This is a genomic window from Chroococcidiopsis cubana SAG 39.79 (assembly GCF_003991895.1).
Taxonomy (GTDB): Bacteria; Cyanobacteriota; Cyanobacteriia; order Cyanobacteriales; family Chroococcidiopsidaceae; genus Chroococcidiopsis; species Chroococcidiopsis thermalis.
In genome coordinates, this window is record NZ_RSCK01000019.1 from 1 (window position 1) to 16,447 (window position 16,447).

The 16,447-nt window shown below is 47.0% G+C and carries 12 protein-coding genes; 6 read left to right on the forward strand and 6 right to left on the reverse strand.

The window, feature by feature from the left end; translation table 11 throughout:
* A partial coding sequence (trmD, locus tag DSM107010_RS13955; protein WP_127023186.1) for a tRNA (guanosine(37)-N1)-methyltransferase TrmD occupies positions 1-666 on the reverse strand: 666 nt, incomplete at its 3' end.
* Positions 667-936: 270 nt separating this feature from the next.
* Between trmD and DSM107010_RS13960 the strand changes: the two genes are divergently transcribed.
* Positions 937-1,800: a cyanophycinase gene (locus DSM107010_RS13960; protein WP_015155362.1), complete on the forward strand. Its 864-nt coding sequence runs from the start codon at positions 937-939 to the stop codon at positions 1,798-1,800.
* Between the two features lie 148 nt (positions 1,801-1,948).
* Positions 1,949-4,642, forward strand: a complete 2,694-nt coding sequence (gene cphA / locus DSM107010_RS13965) for a cyanophycin synthetase (protein WP_106169994.1) — start codon at positions 1,949-1,951, stop codon at positions 4,640-4,642.
* Positions 4,643-4,706: 64 nt separating this feature from the next.
* Here cphA and tatA read toward each other — a convergent pair whose 3' ends face one another.
* The 3 genes from tatA to DSM107010_RS13980 all read right to left on the reverse strand — a co-directional run bounded on the left by tatA (position 4,707) and on the right by DSM107010_RS13980 (position 7,749).
* Complete coding sequence (tatA, locus tag DSM107010_RS13970) at positions 4,707-4,877, reverse strand: twin-arginine translocase TatA/TatE family subunit (protein WP_127023189.1); 171 nt, start codon at positions 4,875-4,877, stop codon at positions 4,707-4,709.
* A 92-nt stretch (positions 4,878-4,969) separates the two neighbouring features.
* Positions 4,970-6,313 carry a serine/threonine protein kinase gene (locus tag DSM107010_RS13975; protein WP_127023192.1) on the reverse strand — a complete coding sequence of 448 codons (1,344 nt, stop codon included), beginning with the start codon at positions 6,311-6,313 and terminating at the stop codon, positions 4,970-4,972.
* Positions 6,314-6,546: 233 nt separating this feature from the next.
* Positions 6,547-7,749, reverse strand: coding sequence for an RpoD/SigA family RNA polymerase sigma factor (locus tag DSM107010_RS13980; protein WP_199755541.1), 1,203 nt, complete (start codon positions 7,747-7,749; stop codon positions 6,547-6,549).
* A gap of 674 nt (positions 7,750-8,423) precedes the next feature.
* Here DSM107010_RS13980 and priA point away from each other — a divergent pair.
* The 4 genes from priA to DSM107010_RS14000 all read left to right on the forward strand — a co-directional run bounded on the left by priA (position 8,424) and on the right by DSM107010_RS14000 (position 14,468).
* Complete coding sequence (gene priA, locus DSM107010_RS13985) at positions 8,424-11,096, forward strand: primosomal protein N' (protein ID WP_127023195.1); 2,673 nt, start codon at positions 8,424-8,426, stop codon at positions 11,094-11,096.
* 49 nt (positions 11,097-11,145) lie between these two features.
* A complete protein-coding gene (locus DSM107010_RS13990) occupies positions 11,146-11,511 on the forward strand; it encodes a papain fold toxin domain-containing protein (protein WP_106167841.1) in 366 nt (121 codons plus the stop codon).
* A gap of 13 nt (positions 11,512-11,524) precedes the next feature.
* Positions 11,525-11,887 (forward strand): hypothetical protein, encoded by a 363-nt coding sequence (locus DSM107010_RS13995; RefSeq protein ID WP_106167840.1) that lies wholly within the window; start codon positions 11,525-11,527, stop codon positions 11,885-11,887.
* 265 nt (positions 11,888-12,152) lie between these two features.
* Complete coding sequence (locus DSM107010_RS14000) at positions 12,153-14,468, forward strand: nitric-oxide reductase large subunit (protein ID WP_106167842.1); 2,316 nt, start codon at positions 12,153-12,155, stop codon at positions 14,466-14,468.
* On the opposite strand, the gene DSM107010_RS14005 is transcribed toward DSM107010_RS14000, so the two are convergent.
* Together DSM107010_RS14005 and DSM107010_RS14010 are read right to left on the reverse strand one after the other, a co-directional pair.
* On the reverse strand, positions 14,465-15,724 hold the full coding sequence (locus DSM107010_RS14005) for a sensor histidine kinase (protein WP_127023199.1): 1,260 nt from the start codon (positions 15,722-15,724) through the stop codon (positions 14,465-14,467). The two genes, DSM107010_RS14000 and DSM107010_RS14005, sit on opposite strands and share 4 nt — an antisense overlap.
* Positions 15,721-16,398: a response regulator transcription factor gene (locus DSM107010_RS14010; RefSeq protein WP_015155372.1), complete on the reverse strand. Its 678-nt coding sequence runs from the start codon at positions 16,396-16,398 to the stop codon at positions 15,721-15,723. The genes DSM107010_RS14005 and DSM107010_RS14010 overlap by 4 nt, the downstream gene beginning before the upstream one ends.
* Positions 16,399-16,447 lie beyond the last annotated feature (49 nt).

Genomic DNA, 16,447 nt, shown 5'->3' on the forward strand with positions numbered 1-16,447 from the left:
TAACAAATCAGGACGACGCTCGCGGGTGCGTTGAATTTGCTGTTCGTAGCGCCACTGGGCGATCGCTTGATGGTTGCCCGAAAGCAGAACTTCTGGAACTTTCCAGCCGCGAAATTCTACCGGACGAGTATATTGAGGATAATCTAACAACCCTGCCTCAAAACTTTCGGCTTTAAGAGACTCTGTTTTTCCTACCGTTCCTGGTTGTAGCCGGATAACTCCATTCATCAATGCTAGAGCGGGAATTTCTCCTCCAGTTAATACGAAATCACCTAAAGAAATCTCTCGCGTGACTAAATGCAGTACGCGATCGTCTACCCCTTCATAATGCCCGCAGATAATGACTATTTGCTCGCAGTTACCTGCTAATTCTTTGAGCAACGATTGATTCAAAGGTTGACCTTGAGGAGTCATTAATATCGTTTCTCGACGCGGTAAAATTGGGAGTGATTCAACGGCAGCGAAAATCGGATCTGGTTTCATCAACATCCCTACACCACCACCGTAGGGTTCGTCATCAACCTTGCGGTGCTTGTCCGTGGTAAAGTCACGAGGATTAACCAGATTTACCTCAGCAATTTTTTTTGCCAAAGCTTTACACATCAATCCTGAGCTAAGAGGAGAGGTAAAGAAGTCGGGGAAGAGAGTAACTATATCAAAACGCACAAAAACTCAACCAGAAAAATGACTATATTAAACAGTTATCAGTGATTAGTGGCTGGTGGCTAGCTGCTCACAAATGACGAATGACGAATGACAAAAGTGTTGCTTATTGTTTAAATTATGTTTAAATATTGTCACGTCTGGCAAATTACTGAGCGGTCAGGGTAAAAAAAAATCAATTGGTACGGTCTCAACCTCGGATTGAATGCTTTGCAGCACTGAAGCGATCGCGGGAGCGGACTTTGAATGAGGTTGACGAGAAGGAAAGAAACAATGGTGCAATTAGAGGCTCAATCGCTGGAAATGAGGACTCCCCAAGCTACAAAAACAGCCATTTTGGTGATCGGTGGAGCAGAGGATAAGGTTCACGGAAGGGAAATCCTGCACACGTTTTTTGCTCGTGCCGGATCGACAGATGCCCATATTGCTATTATTCCTTCTGCTTCTCGCGAACCGACAATTATTGGCGCACGCTATCTTAGCATTTTTGAAGAAATGGGAGCAAAAAAAGTTGAAGTCTTGGATATCCGAGAACGACAACAGTGCGATGAGCCAAACGTTCAGGCATGTCTGGCTGCTTGTACGGGAGTCTTTTTGACCGGGGGGGATCAACTACGTCTGTGTGCGGTGTTGGCAGATACCCCAGCGATGGATATTATTCGGATGCGGGTGCAGCGGGGACAGTTGACTTTAGCTGGTACGAGTGCGGGAGCTGCCGTGATGGGGCATCACATGATTGCTGGCGGTGGCAGCGGCGAGTCACCAAATCGAGCGCTGGTAGATATGGCGATCGGTCTGGGAATCATCCCTGATGCGATCGTGGATCAGCACTTTCACAATCGCAACCGGATGGGACGGTTGCTCAGTGCAGTTGCCTGTCATCCAGATCGTCTGGGGATCGGGATCGATGAAGATACTTGCGCTATGGTCGAGAAAGATGGCACTTTAAGGGTAATGGGCAAAGGTACAGTTACGATTGTCGATCCTGGGGAAATGTCTTACACTAACCATGCCGATATTGGTGCTGCCGAGCCTTTGAGTTTGCATAACTTACGAGTGCATATTTTGAGTTATGGCGATCGCTACCATTTACAAAAGCGGATCGTTTTGGCTCCCGTGCAAAGACTACCTCAATAGAATTCGGAATTCGGAATTATATTCTTTCATTGGGAAGAATATGAGTTGCATTTTTGATTTTCAGTGAAAATGTGATTTTCGATACAGTTGTCGCTAAGTCTTGAGCGAGACACTAGTTAATTGGTTGCACCCCCCATTTCCCAATCCCATGAGAATTCTGAAAATCCAGACTTTACGCGGTCCCAACTATTGGAGCATTCGCCGACATAAGCTGATCTTGATGCGGCTCGATTTAGAAGAGTTAGCCGAGCAACCAACGAATCAAATCCCAGGCTTCTATGAAGGACTGGTCGAAACTCTGCCGAGTTTAGAATCGCATTTCTGCTCTCCTGGGTGTCGCGGTGGTTTCCTGATGCGGGTGCGGGAAGGCACTATGATGGGGCATGTGGTGGAGCATATCGCTTTAGAGTTACAAGAACTGGCAGGCATGTCAGTCGGCTTTGGACGGACGCGGGAAACCTCAACGCCAGGGATTTATCAGGTGGTGTTCGACTATGAAGACGAGCAGGCAGGACGCTATGCGGGAAGGGCTGCCGTGCGGATGTGCCAAAGTATTGTGGAGCAAGGAAGATATCCCCAAGCTGAGTTAGAGCAGGATTTGCAGGATCTCAAGGAACTGTATCGGGATGCGGCGCTAGGACCGAGTACGGAAGCGATTATAGAAGAGGCAGCAGCTAAGGGAATTCCCTGGATGAATTTGGGGGCGCGGTTTTTGATTCAGCTGGGTTACGGTGCGAATCAAAAGCGGGTGCAAGCTACCATGAGCGATCGCACGGGAATTTTGGGTGTAGAACTTGCCTGCGATAAGGAGAGTACGAAACGGATTTTAGGCAATGCAGGCGTACCCGTTCCCCAAGGGACGACAATTAGCTATTTAGATGAATTAGAAGATGCGATCGCCTCTGTTGGCGGTTATCCAATTGTGATTAAACCCTTGGATGGCAACCACGGGCGGGGCATCACGATCGATATTAGAACCTGGGAAGAAGCTGAAGCCGCCTACGATGCTGCGAAAGAAGTTTCTCGCGCTGTCATTGTCGAGCGTTACTACGTCGGGCGCGATCATCGAGTATTAGTCGTAGACGGCAAGGTGGTTGCCGTTGCCGAGCGCGTCCCCGCTCACGTTGTCGGTGATGGTGAGAGTACGATCGAACAGTTAATTGAAGAAACGAACCAAGACCCGAATCGAGGTGAGGGACACGATAACGTTCTGACCAAAATTCAACTCGATCGCACCAGTTTTCAATTGCTCGAACGCCAAGGGTATACCTTAGATACGGTATTAACAGAGGGCGAAGTTTGCTACTTGCGGGCAACAGCAAACTTGAGTACGGGCGGGATCGCTGTAGACCGTACCGATGACATTCACCCAGAAAATGCTTGGTTAGCGCAGCGAGTCGCGAAAATCGTTGGCTTAGATATCACGGGGATCGATATTGTCACCTCCGATATCAGCCGCCCGTTGCGGGAAACTGAGGGTGTAATTGTCGAAGTGAATGCGGCTCCAGGCTTTAGGATGCACGTTGCTCCCAGTCGCGGCATTCCGCGTAACGTTGCTGGGGCAGTATTAGATATGCTATTTCCCCCAGGTACGCCCAGCCGAATTCCAATTATTGCCTTGACGGGGACGAACGGTAAGACAACCACTACACGCCTGACGGCACACCTGATTAAACAGAGTGGCAAGGTTGTCGGCTACACCACAACTGATGGCACGTATATCGGCGATTATTTGGTAGAACCAGGTGATAATACTGGTCCCCAAAGCGCTCAGTTGATTTTGCAAGACCCCACGGTGGAAGTTGCCGTACTGGAGTCGGCGCGGGGAGGAATTTTGCGATCGGGACTGGCTTTTGATGCTAGCGATATTGGGGTGGTGTTGAATGTGGCTGCCGATCATTTAGGAATTGGCGACATTGACACGCTCGAACAAATGGCGCACCTCAAAAGTGTAGTAGCGGAAGCCGTGCAACCAAATGGTTATGCCGTCCTCAACGCCGACGACCCTCTTACAGCACAAATGCGCGATCGCGTCAAGTCTAAGCTGGCTTGGTTTTCCATGTCTCCAGACAATCCTTTGATTCAAGAGCATACCCAGCAGGGTGGCTTGGCAGCAGTGTATGAAAACGGCTACCTCTCAATTTTGCAAGGAGATTGGACGCTGCGGATCGAACAGGCAGCGAACGTACCGTTAACTATGGGCGGACGCGCACCGTTTATGATTGCCAACGCTTTAGCCGCAAGTTTGGCAGCTTATGCCTATGGCGTGCAGATCGAACAGATCCGTGCTGGATTGGCTACGTTCCGCGCTTCCAGCAGTCAGACTCCTGGGCGGATGAATTTATTCAACCTGGGTGAATATCATGCCTTGGTAGACTACGCTCACAATCCGCACAGCTATGAGGCATTAGGGGGATTCATTCGCAACTGGACGGCAGGAGAAAGAATTGGTGTTATTGGGGGTCCAGGCGATCGCCGTGACGAAGATTTTATTATGTTGGGTAGGCTTTCAGCAGAAATTTTCGATCGCATCATTATTAAAGAAGACGACGATAACAGAGGTCGCCCCAGGGGAGACGCAGCTGAATTAATTTCCAAGGGAATTATGCAGGTCAAGTCCGATTGTCGTTACGAGATCGTTTTAGATGAGACGACAGCAATCAATACAGGTTTAGACACTGCTTCCAACGGTAGTTTGGTTGCGATCCTCCCAGAAAGCGTCAGCCGTGCTATTAGCTTAATTCAAGCCCGTAATCCCCTAAGCGATAATTCCCTCCAGCCTCCCAGCGTGGCGGCGCAAGATAATGCAACGGGGATCGTGTCGTCGGTGAATCAGATTTAGTCATTTGTCATTGGTCATTGGTCATTTGCAAAAATATGGTTTTGACTTTTGACTTTTGACTTCCTCATTCCTCTTCAGAATTGGGATCGTCCGATTGCGGGTTTTTCAGTTCTTCTTTAAAGCCACGTAGGGTTTTACCGAGGGAACTGCCTAATTCGGGAATTTTCTTGGGACCAAAAATTAGAATTGCAATAATGAAGATGATTCCGACTTCCGCCCATCCTAGACCAAACATATAATTCTCCTGTCAACCTTCTTTCTTATTAATCATAGATGGGGTGCGATAACTTCGTAACAGGGAGCAGGGAGTAGTTAAGAAATGAGTCGCTACTGTTTTGTAATTGGTATTTCCAGCCATGCACTGAGTTCTTGGGCTAGCCAGTCAATTTCTGAGGGAGAGATTGAACCGTCGTTACCCAGTTCGTATTTTCTGGTTCCCGCCCAAATTGTCAAACGAGAAACATTGCCAAAAGAGGCGATCGCCAGTTTTTCAATTTCTTGTCTCGGCAGTTGATGGCGCGGCTGTTTAAATCGAAAGCCGAACATTTCGTAACTGCGGGTTATTTGTTGAGGATCTAGAGTAATTCGGACTTTCCCAAATAAAGCTGATAATATCCGCCAGACCATGCTTGCACCCGCACCCAAAAAAGGGAGTGAAAATAAGGCGAAGAAAAGATTCATTCCCATCGGTGCTGTGATGAGAGCCGAGGCTAGCCAAAATACTAAAAACGAATTCCAGGCGATCGCAAATAAGCTTAAAGAAAGAATTTCAGGACTAAAACCTTTGCTAGGAAGTAAAATTTCTACAGAATTGGCATCTTGATGTAATTTAATCTTACTTCCAAACGGTTGCGAAATTATCGGTACGATATTTACAGGTTGTTCTAAAGCTGCTAATGCTTCCCGAGCCGAACTCAAACGCCGATCTAAGTTTGGTTCAATCATCCACTTCAACCAGCGGGTAAATTCAGGACTCAAATTTGCCACTGATTCAAATTGAATTTTGCCGTCTTTGTGCGGCAGATCGGCAGGATGAATCCCCGTAACCAAGTAAATTAAAGTTGTACCTAAGCTGTATAAATCGGAGGCGGGAACAGCGCGATCGCCAAATTGTTCGGGTGGCATATAGCCATATGTCCCCACAACTGTCATAGTTCCGCCTTCCTTAGAAGCTAAAGTTTGTACGGAACCGAAATCGACTAAATATATTTTTTCTATGCGATCCCCAAGCAAAATGTTACTGGGTTTCAGATCTCTGTGAATGACTGGTGGTTTTTGTCCGTGGAGGTAAATCAAAATTTCTAGTACTGACTTAGCTAATTGTTTGACTTCCGCCTCGCTAAACCTTCGTCCAGCTTTGAGTTCTGTTTCTATAGATTTCCCTTCTACATAAGACTGTACTAGAGCAAAACCTTTAGTGTAGGGTGTATCGAGTTCAAAAAAATCTAAATATTTAGGAATAGCGGGATGAGATAAAGCTTTTAAAGTTTCTGCTTCCCGTTCAAATAATTTCAATGCCTCCCATTCAAAATCTATCCCGAAGGAGAGGAGTTTGATAACAACTAATGCTTCTGTTTTCAAATCTCGCGCTAGTAGCGTTTTGCGTCCGGCTTTTTTTGCCAATTGCTGCTGAATTTCATAGCGCGAAGTGAGGCGATCGCTATAGTTCATATTTCGTAATTCGTGCTTTGGAGGGTGCAATGCACGTGTCGCACCCTACAGAAATGGTAGCAATTGGAGCCGATTGAAAGAGAATGTCGCGCAAAGACGCAAAGGCGCAAAGAAATGAAGAGTATCTTCGCGGGCGATCCGAGTCTCAAGGAGATCTCACGTATGCAATGCTTAGCAACAAGCTACTAGTCCTCAGTAACGCTTTGCGCTTCTGCGTCTTTGCGCGACCAAAATTATAACAGCCAGCCTTTCAAGCGTTTAGCAATGTGAGGACGACGCAGTTTCCGCATGGCTTTACTTTGGATTTGTCTGACTCTTTCGCGCGAGAGGTTGAACAGACAACCGACTTCCTCTAAGGTACAAGGTTCGCTTGTCGTTAACCCATAACGCAGAGAAATTACGTCTTTTTCCCTGGGAGTAAGGACATCGCCTAAAACATCCCATATTTCCTGTCTCATCATGGTTTCGCTCATCTGTTGTTCGGGAGATTGAGCGTCGTTGTCTTCTAAGAGATCGACTAATTCTGTATCTTCCTCTTTCCCGACTCGATGATTGAGAGATAAAGCTTTGCGCCGTAACTGTTGTAATTGACGTAGCTGTTCTGGTGGAACTTCTAATGCTGCGGCTAATTCAATTTCTGAAGGATTGCGTTGGAGTTTTTGTTTTAACTCTCGTTGATATTTTTTAAGTTTATTTAATTTTTCAACAATGTGAATTGGTAACCGAATTGTTCTAGCGTCATTAGCGATCGCCCGCGTAATTGCTTGACGAATCCACCAATAGGCATAGGTAGAAAACTTATATCCCTTGTCGGGATCGAATTTTTCCGTGGCGCGGTTGAGTCCCATTGCGCCTTCTTGAATCAGATCTAGAAATGGCAAACCACGATTTAAATAGCGTTTGGCGATAGAAACTACTAAGCGTAAATTGGAACGGATCATTTTTCGCTTTGCCACTCGTCCCAAATACAGTTGATGTTCTAATTGCTTGTCTGAAATTCCTAACTCCGCTATCAATTCTTCTCGGTTTGGTTGACGTTTGAGTTGCTTTTGTAATCCTCTTTGAATTTCTTCAACTTCAACTAAAAACCGAACTCGACGCGCCAATTCTACTTCTTCGTCTGCTTTCAGCAGGGGATAACGCGCCATTTCTTTAAAAAACGCTCCCACTGCGTCGTCAAACTGAGTTTTTTGATACTCCGAAGCTCTTGCTGCTCCAATCCCATCAAAGTCTCGTTCGTCAGCCTCCCACCCTTCTGTCAAGGCGATCGCTGTTTCTTCTATATTGGGTGTTGTTAGCTCGGGTAGCTGCTCTGGTTCCGATTCGACTTCTCGATTCAAAGCGGTAATTACCTCTATTTCGGCAATATCTATATCGCTGTTGAATTCAGGGGTAGGGAAGCGATCGTGTTGGTACGGCTGCTTTCTTTCGTACATAAACACTGGCACAAGGTAGATGGGAGACTACTTAATTAAAAATTAAGTTTCAGGCTTGAAACTTGTCTGGGTAATTATCTTCTGATTAGAAGCTTATTATCAGTTTTTCTCGACTTGAAGACCTTTCAAATTCGTATTTTTTCTCACCAAGTTCGCTCGGCAATAAACACTGTAAATTGAGAGCGAGAGTTTTATTAAATTTTCCAACCATGCTTATCGTAGGCTAATTATCGTTTGAAATGCAATGTAAATAGTTAGAGATTTCCTGTTTTTCTATGGCAAACCTATTAAGTTTTTATTAAAATTTGCTCTGTATTTCAGAAAAATGAATAGGTTCTCCAAAAGTTATGAGATATACCAAGCCAATTAGATGTTTAGTATTCCTAAATGTAGGCTAGCTCTGTTAATAAAAGTTACCAATTATACACATATAATTAGCTGATTCATTAAATTTTCTTAAAGTATTTGTTCCTAAAAATTAGGATGGCATAGAATTAACGGTTTAAATCTCTATCAATAGGGAGAAAATACTTATTGGAAGTCAAAAGTCGAAAGTCAGAAGTCAAAACTAACTGCTCCCCACTCCCTTCATTGCGAATTCAGAAGGCAAATTGTAATATGGATTACCACAGGTCGCGCCAAGGATAAAATTGTAGGAGTAGGCTAATTTAGGTATGGTCGGGGTAAATTTAACAGGCAGATCTGTGGTAGCTGAATTACAAGGATACTACCAATCGCAAACGAACCAGCGTTGGCTGGAAGTTTTGGTAGATTGTCCTGGAACGCAGGAAGTCTATACTTATAAGTTGCCAGCTCAATTGACGGTACAACCGGGAGATATCCTCAGCGTGCCGTTTGGGGCAAATCAAGTTGGTGCGATCGCCTTACGATTTGTAGAACATCCTCCCGTCGATCTATCGCCAGACAAAATTCGTGCTGTTGAAGATGTGGTGAGTCGGGGCTTTTTCCCGCCTGCTTATTGGGAACTACTCAATCGAGTGGCAGCATATTACTACACTCCCTTGATTGCAGCGATTCGCGTTGCCTTGCCACCCGGACTATTGGGGCGATCGCAGCGTCGGATTAAACTAGTTGGGGAAATTAAGCCTGGTGTTGATGCGTTCTGCACTCCGGCGGCGAAAGAAATTTTGGCACTGCTGCAAGCTCAACCTAATAAAGACTACAGCTTTATTTATCTGCAACGGCAAGTTAGAAATGCCTATCGGGGAGTGCGAGAATTGTTGCGCCTGTCGTTGGTAGAAAGTTATCTAGAACCACCCCGCCTGACGCGCCCCAAGTTGCAAAAAGCGGTGACATTGGTAAGTACGGGATTAGAACGAGATATTACGTCTCGACAACAGGAAATTTTAGACGTGTTGCGACGGCAGGGCGGCGATATTTGGTTGAGCGAATTGTTACGACTGTGTAACGCCAGTCCTAGCACCCTCAAAACATTAGAACAAAAGGGTTATGTTGTCATTGAAGAACGGGAAATGCTGCGGCAAGAACAAGGAGTATTGCAAGCAGCAGACGAGCCAAAAACGCTGACAGCAGCTCAGTCACGAGCAGTAGAAACAATTACTCAATTAGCAGGATGCGATCGCGTCTTATTGCATGGAGTGACGGGATCGGGTAAAACTGAAGTTTATTTACAGGCGATCGCGCCCATATTACGTCAAGGCAAATCGGCTTTAGTTTTAGTACCGGAAATCGGTTTAACTCCCCAACTTACAGACAGATTCCGCGCCCGCTTCGGTAGCAAAGTATGCGTTTACCATAGCGCCCTCTCAGATGGAGAAAGATACGATACCTGGCGACAAATGCTCTTAGGAGAACCCCAAGTTGTCATTGGTACTCGTTCTGCTATTTTTGCCCCCTTACCCCGTCTTGGCTTAATTATTTTAGACGAGGAACACGACAGCAGCTTTAAGCAAGACTCCCCCATCCCCACCTACCACGCCCGTACCGTCGCCCAGTGGCGCGCTGAATTAGAAAACTGTCCCTTAGTGTTGGGTTCTGCAACCCCTTCTTTGGAAAGTTGGGTGATTAGTAGGGAGCAGGGACGAGCTGGGAGCAGGGGGAATAAGAGAGCTGAGGGAGCTGAGGGAGCTGAGGGAACTGAGGGAGAAAGAAATTTAAAATCTCCACACCCTACACCCTACACCCTACACCCCACACCCCACACCCCACACCCCATTCCTGAGCGCACCACTACCAATTACCAATTACCAATTACCAATTACCAACTACCAACTACCCATTACCTCTCCTTACCAGAACGCATCCAATCCCGCCCTCTCCCACCTGTAGAAGTGGTGGATATGCGTCAGGAGATTCAGGAGGGCAATCGCTCGATTTTCAGCCGGGCGCTGTTGGAGGCTTTGCAGCAGTTGCAAGCACGGGGACAGCAGGGAATTTTATTTATCCATCGACGGGGACACAGCACGTTTGTTTCGTGTCGCAGTTGCGGTAACGTGCTGGAGTGTCCTGCTTGCGATGTGTCGCTGTCCTATCACCATACGGAAGAAGGTGCGCCGCAGTTGTTGCGGTGTCATTACTGTAATTACAGTCAATCTCATCCTCGTAATTGTCCCGAATGCGGTTCCCCCTATTTGAAATTTTTTGGCAGCGGGACGCAACGGGTGGCGCAGGAAATTACGCGGTTGTTTCCCCAGTTGCAGTTTATTCGGTTTGATAGCGATACAACTCGGACTAAAGGGGCGCACCGGACGCTGTTAACTCAGTTTGCCAACAGAGAAGCAGATTTATTAATTGGGACGCAAATGCTGACGAAAGGGTTGGATCTGCCTCAAGTTACCCTGATTGGTGTGGTAGCGGCGGATGGGTTATTGCATTTACCCGACTACAGAGCCGCAGAACGTGCCTTTCAAACTCTGACTCAGGTTGCGGGAAGGGCAGGACGGGGTGACGATCCTGGTAGAGTGATCCTACAAACGTATACTCCCGATCATCCGGTGATTCAAGCCGTACGGCAACATGAATATGAAGGGTTTGTAGAGGCGGAGTTGCAACAGCGGGTGGCGTTGAATTATCCGCCTCACGGACGATTGATTTTGTTGCGTTTGAGTAGTGTTGAGGCGAGTGCGGTAGAAAATACAGCTGGAGCGATCGCATCCTATCTCAATAATTACATTACGCCTAGTTGGGAAATTTTGGGTCCTGCCCCAGCAAATATTTTGCGAGTGGCTAATCGTTACCGTTGGCAAATTCTCCTGAAGATTGCGACCGATCTGCAACCAGTGTTACCCGATTGGCAGCAGGTGCGATCGCTTTGTCCTAATAATGTGAGTTTGACCATTGATGTCGATCCGCTCAATTTGATGTGATGTCTCTCATCCAATACCCATTACGATCGCTGCTTGACCAAACTGCATCATGACCAGCGCTAATCTTCATTGTCAACTGAGCGCGATCGCTAAACAGTTCCAGATTTTTGAATGTGTTCCCTGCGCCATTGCTCTGCGCCAATTCCTCATTGAGCAGCGTGTTTTTGGCAAACAGATTAGCCTTTTTACAGGTAGTATAGAAGATCCATTCTGTAACATTTATCACAAACGCCTCCAACAAAATATCTCCGTCAACGGACGACATGAAGCTATCTCTGTTGAAATTGACGGACAAGAGCTGATTTTTGACAACATCCATCCCGAAGGAATTTCCAAAGTAGACTGGATTGATAACCTCTACTGTCCCGCTCAGGACTTAGGTGGCAGCTTCCAAATTACTGAAACTGCATTTTAAGCTGGAGGAACAAATGATTGATTTGTACGATCTCATTCGCAATATCCAGAAACGTCCTGCTATGTATTTGGGACAAGCTTCCGTGTCCAATCTCCGCACTTTTCTGGCAGGCTACTGCTTTGCTCGTCGCCAACTAGGAATTCCTCAAACTTCACAAGAACAGCGATTTGCAGAATTTCCAATTTGGATTCAGCAAAAATTTAATCTAACTTCCAATCAAACCTGGGATCGGATTGTAATGTTTTTCTCTCAGGACGATCGTGCTGCCCTAGAACAGTTTTTCCAGCTGTTTGATGAATTTGTTCACGAGCATCCTATTGAACTTCAAGCAGATACAAAAACCAATCTGATCGCGGTTGCAAGGACTCAAGAATAATAACAACTGAAGTAGAAACAGGTGCGATCGCTTTGTCCTCATAATGTGAGTTTGACTATCGATGTCAATCCGCTCAATTTGATGTGATTTGTCTCATCCAAGGATCGAACTATGAGCTAGCTCAGAGATACTAGCGAGCAAGTTTGTCAAACTAAAAGTACGACCAAGATGAAGGTTGCGAGTGCGAATGTGGGTTGAACTGAGTTCGACTTGCACGATTCGATTTGCGATCGGCATTCTTTTATCTTTATTTGGAGGTGCGGCAATGACTGATTCTATATCGGTGAATGGCGATCGCGCCGCAACTGGAGGGCGATCGCTCAGCCTACCTGCCTGGTTAGTACTCATCTGCATCATTGCCTTTACGACTTTGCTAGCTGCCGGAGCAGCGATCTGGAAAAATGCCCCACCCGTCCCCGATGTGGTGCAATCCCCGCAGCAAGAAATTATCCTGACACGAGCCGAGATCCAAGCGGGACAAGAAATCTATCTAGCTCGCGGCGGGCAACACATTGGCAGTATTTGGGGACATGGCAGCTATCTCGCGCCCGATTGGACGGCTGACGTGCTGCATCGCTGGGGATTAAGCACTGCTGGCGTTCTCTATAACAGTCAGCCAGATTTTTCTCAAGCAGACTTGGATGCTTTACCCGCTCCCGAAAGAGCCAGTTTGGCAGCAAGGGTAAGCGAGCAGTTCAAGACCAACCGCTACGATCCCCAAACCCGCACGCTACTCCTGACGGATGCTCAAACTCAAGGCTTGAAACAAGTTTTTCAAGATTATCAGCCACTTTTAGCGCATGGTTCTGCCATCCACTCTATTCCTGATGGCTGGTTCAAAGACGATACCCAAATTCGCAATGTCACTGGCTTCTTTGCCTGGACTGCTTGGGCAGCTTCTGCCAATCGCCCCAATGCTCCTTTTTCCTATACGGCGAATTGGCCCGCCGATCGCCTAATTGGTAATCAAGCTCCAGGACAGTTTATCACCTGGTCGATCCTATCTGTGGTGGTTTTGATTGCGGGTATTGGCGTGTTTCTATTTATCTACCTGACGCAAGAAGAAACAGATGAAGTCCAGCCCGTTCTGGCTCGTCCAGCCGTCCGCATTCCTACGCCCAGCCAGAAAGTAACCTCGCTATTTTTTGGCGTGGCGATGACATTGTTTCTGGTGCAAATTTTAATGGGGATGTTTACCGCGCACTATGCCGTGGAAGGGGAAGGATTTTACGGTATTCCCCTGATGCAATTCCTTCCCTATGCTGCCTCGCGCACCTGGCATCTGCAACTCGCTCTGTTTTGGATTGCTACCTGTTGGTTAGCGGCTGGATTGTATTTTGCGCCTCGGTTCGGTCAACACGAACCCAAGCATCAAGCCTTGGGCAATACCGTTCTGCTGGGAGCGTTGGCGATCGTAGTGGTCGGCTCGATCGTTGGCACTTGGCAAGCCGTGACAGGGGTGCTGGACGTAAAAGATAGCTTCCTTTGGGGACATCAGGGCTACGAGTACATTGAATTAGGGCGAGTTTGGCAACTGCTGTTGATTGGCAGCATGGTCTTTTGGTTGTGGCTGCTGTACCGTGCCTTCAAGCCTGCCCTGAAACAGGAAAAAACTCCGACGGGGTTAAGTCACTTTTTCCTCTACAGTGCAATTACGATTCCTCTGTTTTATTCGGTGGGGTTAGCCTACACCAACCACACATCCCTGAGCATTGCAGAGTATTGGCGCTGGTGGGTGATTCACTTATGGGTGGAAGGTTTCTTCGAGGTGTTTGCGACAGTGGTAATTGCCTATTTGTGTAGCGAACTGGGATTCCTCAAGAAATCCTCGGCATTACGCGCCACCTATCTCACCACGATTCTCTATTTAGGCAGTGGGGTAATCGGTACATTACACCACCTATACTTCTCCGGTACGCCGACATTTATTGCCGCGATGGGAGCGGTATTTTCGGCGCTGGAAGTCGTACCCCTGACACTGATTGGCTTTGAAGTCTTAAAAACTCTGAGACTATCTCAGGAAGCAGAAGGGTTTTACCGTTGGCCCCTGCGCTTTTTCATTGCCACCTGTTTCTGGAATTTAATCGGTGCGGGAGTGTTTGGCTTTTTAATTAACCCTCCGATTGTCTTGTATTACTCTCAAGGACTGAACACGACTCCAATTCACGCCCATTCTGCTTTGTTTGGCGTGTATGGTTGTTTAGCTCTAGCGCTGATGTTGTTTGCCTTGCGGGAATTTGTGCCAGAACAGGCTTGGAACGAGCGGCTCTTGCGTTTTAGCTTCTGGACGATTAATGGCGGTTTAGTTGGAATGCTAGTTTTAGGACTAATTCCCAATGGCTTCTACCAATTGGCGCAGTCGATCGAACACGGCACTTGGTATGCTCGTAGTGCTGAGGTGATTAGTAGCCCGTGGATGCGATGGACTGTATGGTTGCGGATTCCAGGTGATATTATTTTTGCGATCGGTGCGTTGACAATGTTTGTGTTTACGATGAGAGCGATCGTTGCTGTCTTTCGCTTTCCGGTCAAAACGACACAATCGGAGTTACCAAATAGGGCAATTGAGGTATTGCGCTAAGACATCACTGAGAATGACAGGGGGAAAACGACTGTGAAAGTCGTTCCCTGCCCCAGTTCGCTGTTGACATAAATCTTGCCTGAGTGCTGAGTTGTAATTGTCTTGGCGATAGCTAAACCCAAGCCATAGCCGCTTGAATGATAGGAGCGAGCCTCATCTGCCTGCCAAAAGGGATCGAAAATTCGATCCCTATCTTCTGTCGCAATGCCAATTCCAGTATCTCGAACGTCAACTTGAATCTGCGTGCCTTGAGTCCGCGCTGTTACCCAAATTCGCCCGCCCTTTGGGGTGTATTGAATTGCATTGCCAATTAAGTTAGAGAATAGTCGATTGATATGAGCGATGTCTCCCAATACATATAGCCCTGAAGTTAAATCTGATGTTAGGAGAATTTCTTTTGCTTGAGCTTGGGGTTCAAAGGACTCTACTAAACTTTTTAATGTTGGCTCCAGATCTAAAGGGGCTTTTGCTGAGTGGGGTATCTGTTGAGTTTGGTCGGAGCGGGCGAGAAAGAGCAAATCCTCAATCAGGTTTGTCATTTGGTCGGCAGCCCAGGCGATCGCTGCTATTCTTTTTTTATCCGCAGCATGAATTCGCTCTGGATGATTTAAAATCAAACCGATATTACTTTTAATCACTGTCAAAGGGCTTCTTAGTTCGTGAGAAGCGTTGGCAGTAAACCATTTGACTCGCATCAGACTTTGTTCGATCGGTTGCACTGTTTGGCGCGTCAGCCAATATCCACCCAATCCACACAATCCCAGTTCTGTAAGCAGACCGAGACTCAACCGCCAGCGCCACTTTTCCAGCAACTCATCCACTGTTCTGAGAGATTTACTGACTCGAACATAGCCCTGCAATTGTCCTGCTCTTTGAATGTCAGGACTACGAACGGCGATCGTTAACTGGCGTAACTGCCCAATTTGCTGCACCGAGTCAGACACTTGGGGGGGCAGCGACGATCTACGCCTTCCCTGTGTTGCCAAGGGTTTACCATTAGCATCGAACCATTCCAATGTCACACCGCGAATTTCTAAATCATCCCAAATATCATCATTCAAATCGATCTGAGGATGCTTCTGCTTGCCTAGACTCAAGGCTGCAATTCTTGCCATAGCCGTCAGTTGCTGGTCTAAATCCCAGTAGAGACTGCGAGCAAATAACCAATAGGTCACTCCCGCAAACGCACCTAATAGCACTGCCATAATTGCCAAATACGTGCCAAACAAGCGGTATCTAAGAGCTTTTGAATTCACGATCGCTCCTTGAGGCGATAACCCAAGCCGTGGACTGTTTGGATTGCGTCTTTCGGGACTCCTACGTTTGTCAGCTTGTGGCGCAGGCGCTTAATGTGCGCCCTCACGACTTCTTCATTCGGCGAATCTTCTAATGCCCAGAGGCGATCCAAAAGCTCAGCTTGGCTGAAGATCCGCTGGCGATTGCGCAAAAACAATTCCAGCATTTGATATTCTTTGGAGGTGACATTAACTGCTTGGGAGCCATAGGTGACAGCTAAGGTGCTGGGGTCTAACTTTAACTCTCCCCAACTGAGAATCGGTTGTCGCCCCGGACTATCTCGACGTAACAAGGCGCGGATGCGGGCTGCTAATTCGTTGACATCAAAAGGTTTAATGACGTAATCATCAGCCCCACTATCCAAACCGACAATCTTATCAGCAGAGGAGTCCCGTGCTGTCAGCATCAAAATTGGTTTTCCATAACCAGAACTACGCAGACGCTTGCAGAGACTAATGCCATCGAGCTTAGGTAGCATCAGATCTAGCAAAATCAAGTCGTAGTCGAAAGCCTCCGCCTGTTGCCAACCAGCTTCTCCATCGAGGGCAATATCTACGACATAATGCTGGTCTTGCAGCACGTCTGCTAATGTCTCCGCAATCAGTTCGTTATCCTCGACTACTAAAATACGCATCGTTTCGATCTCGATCGCATTTAAGTTTCACAAATTAGTCACATTCGTT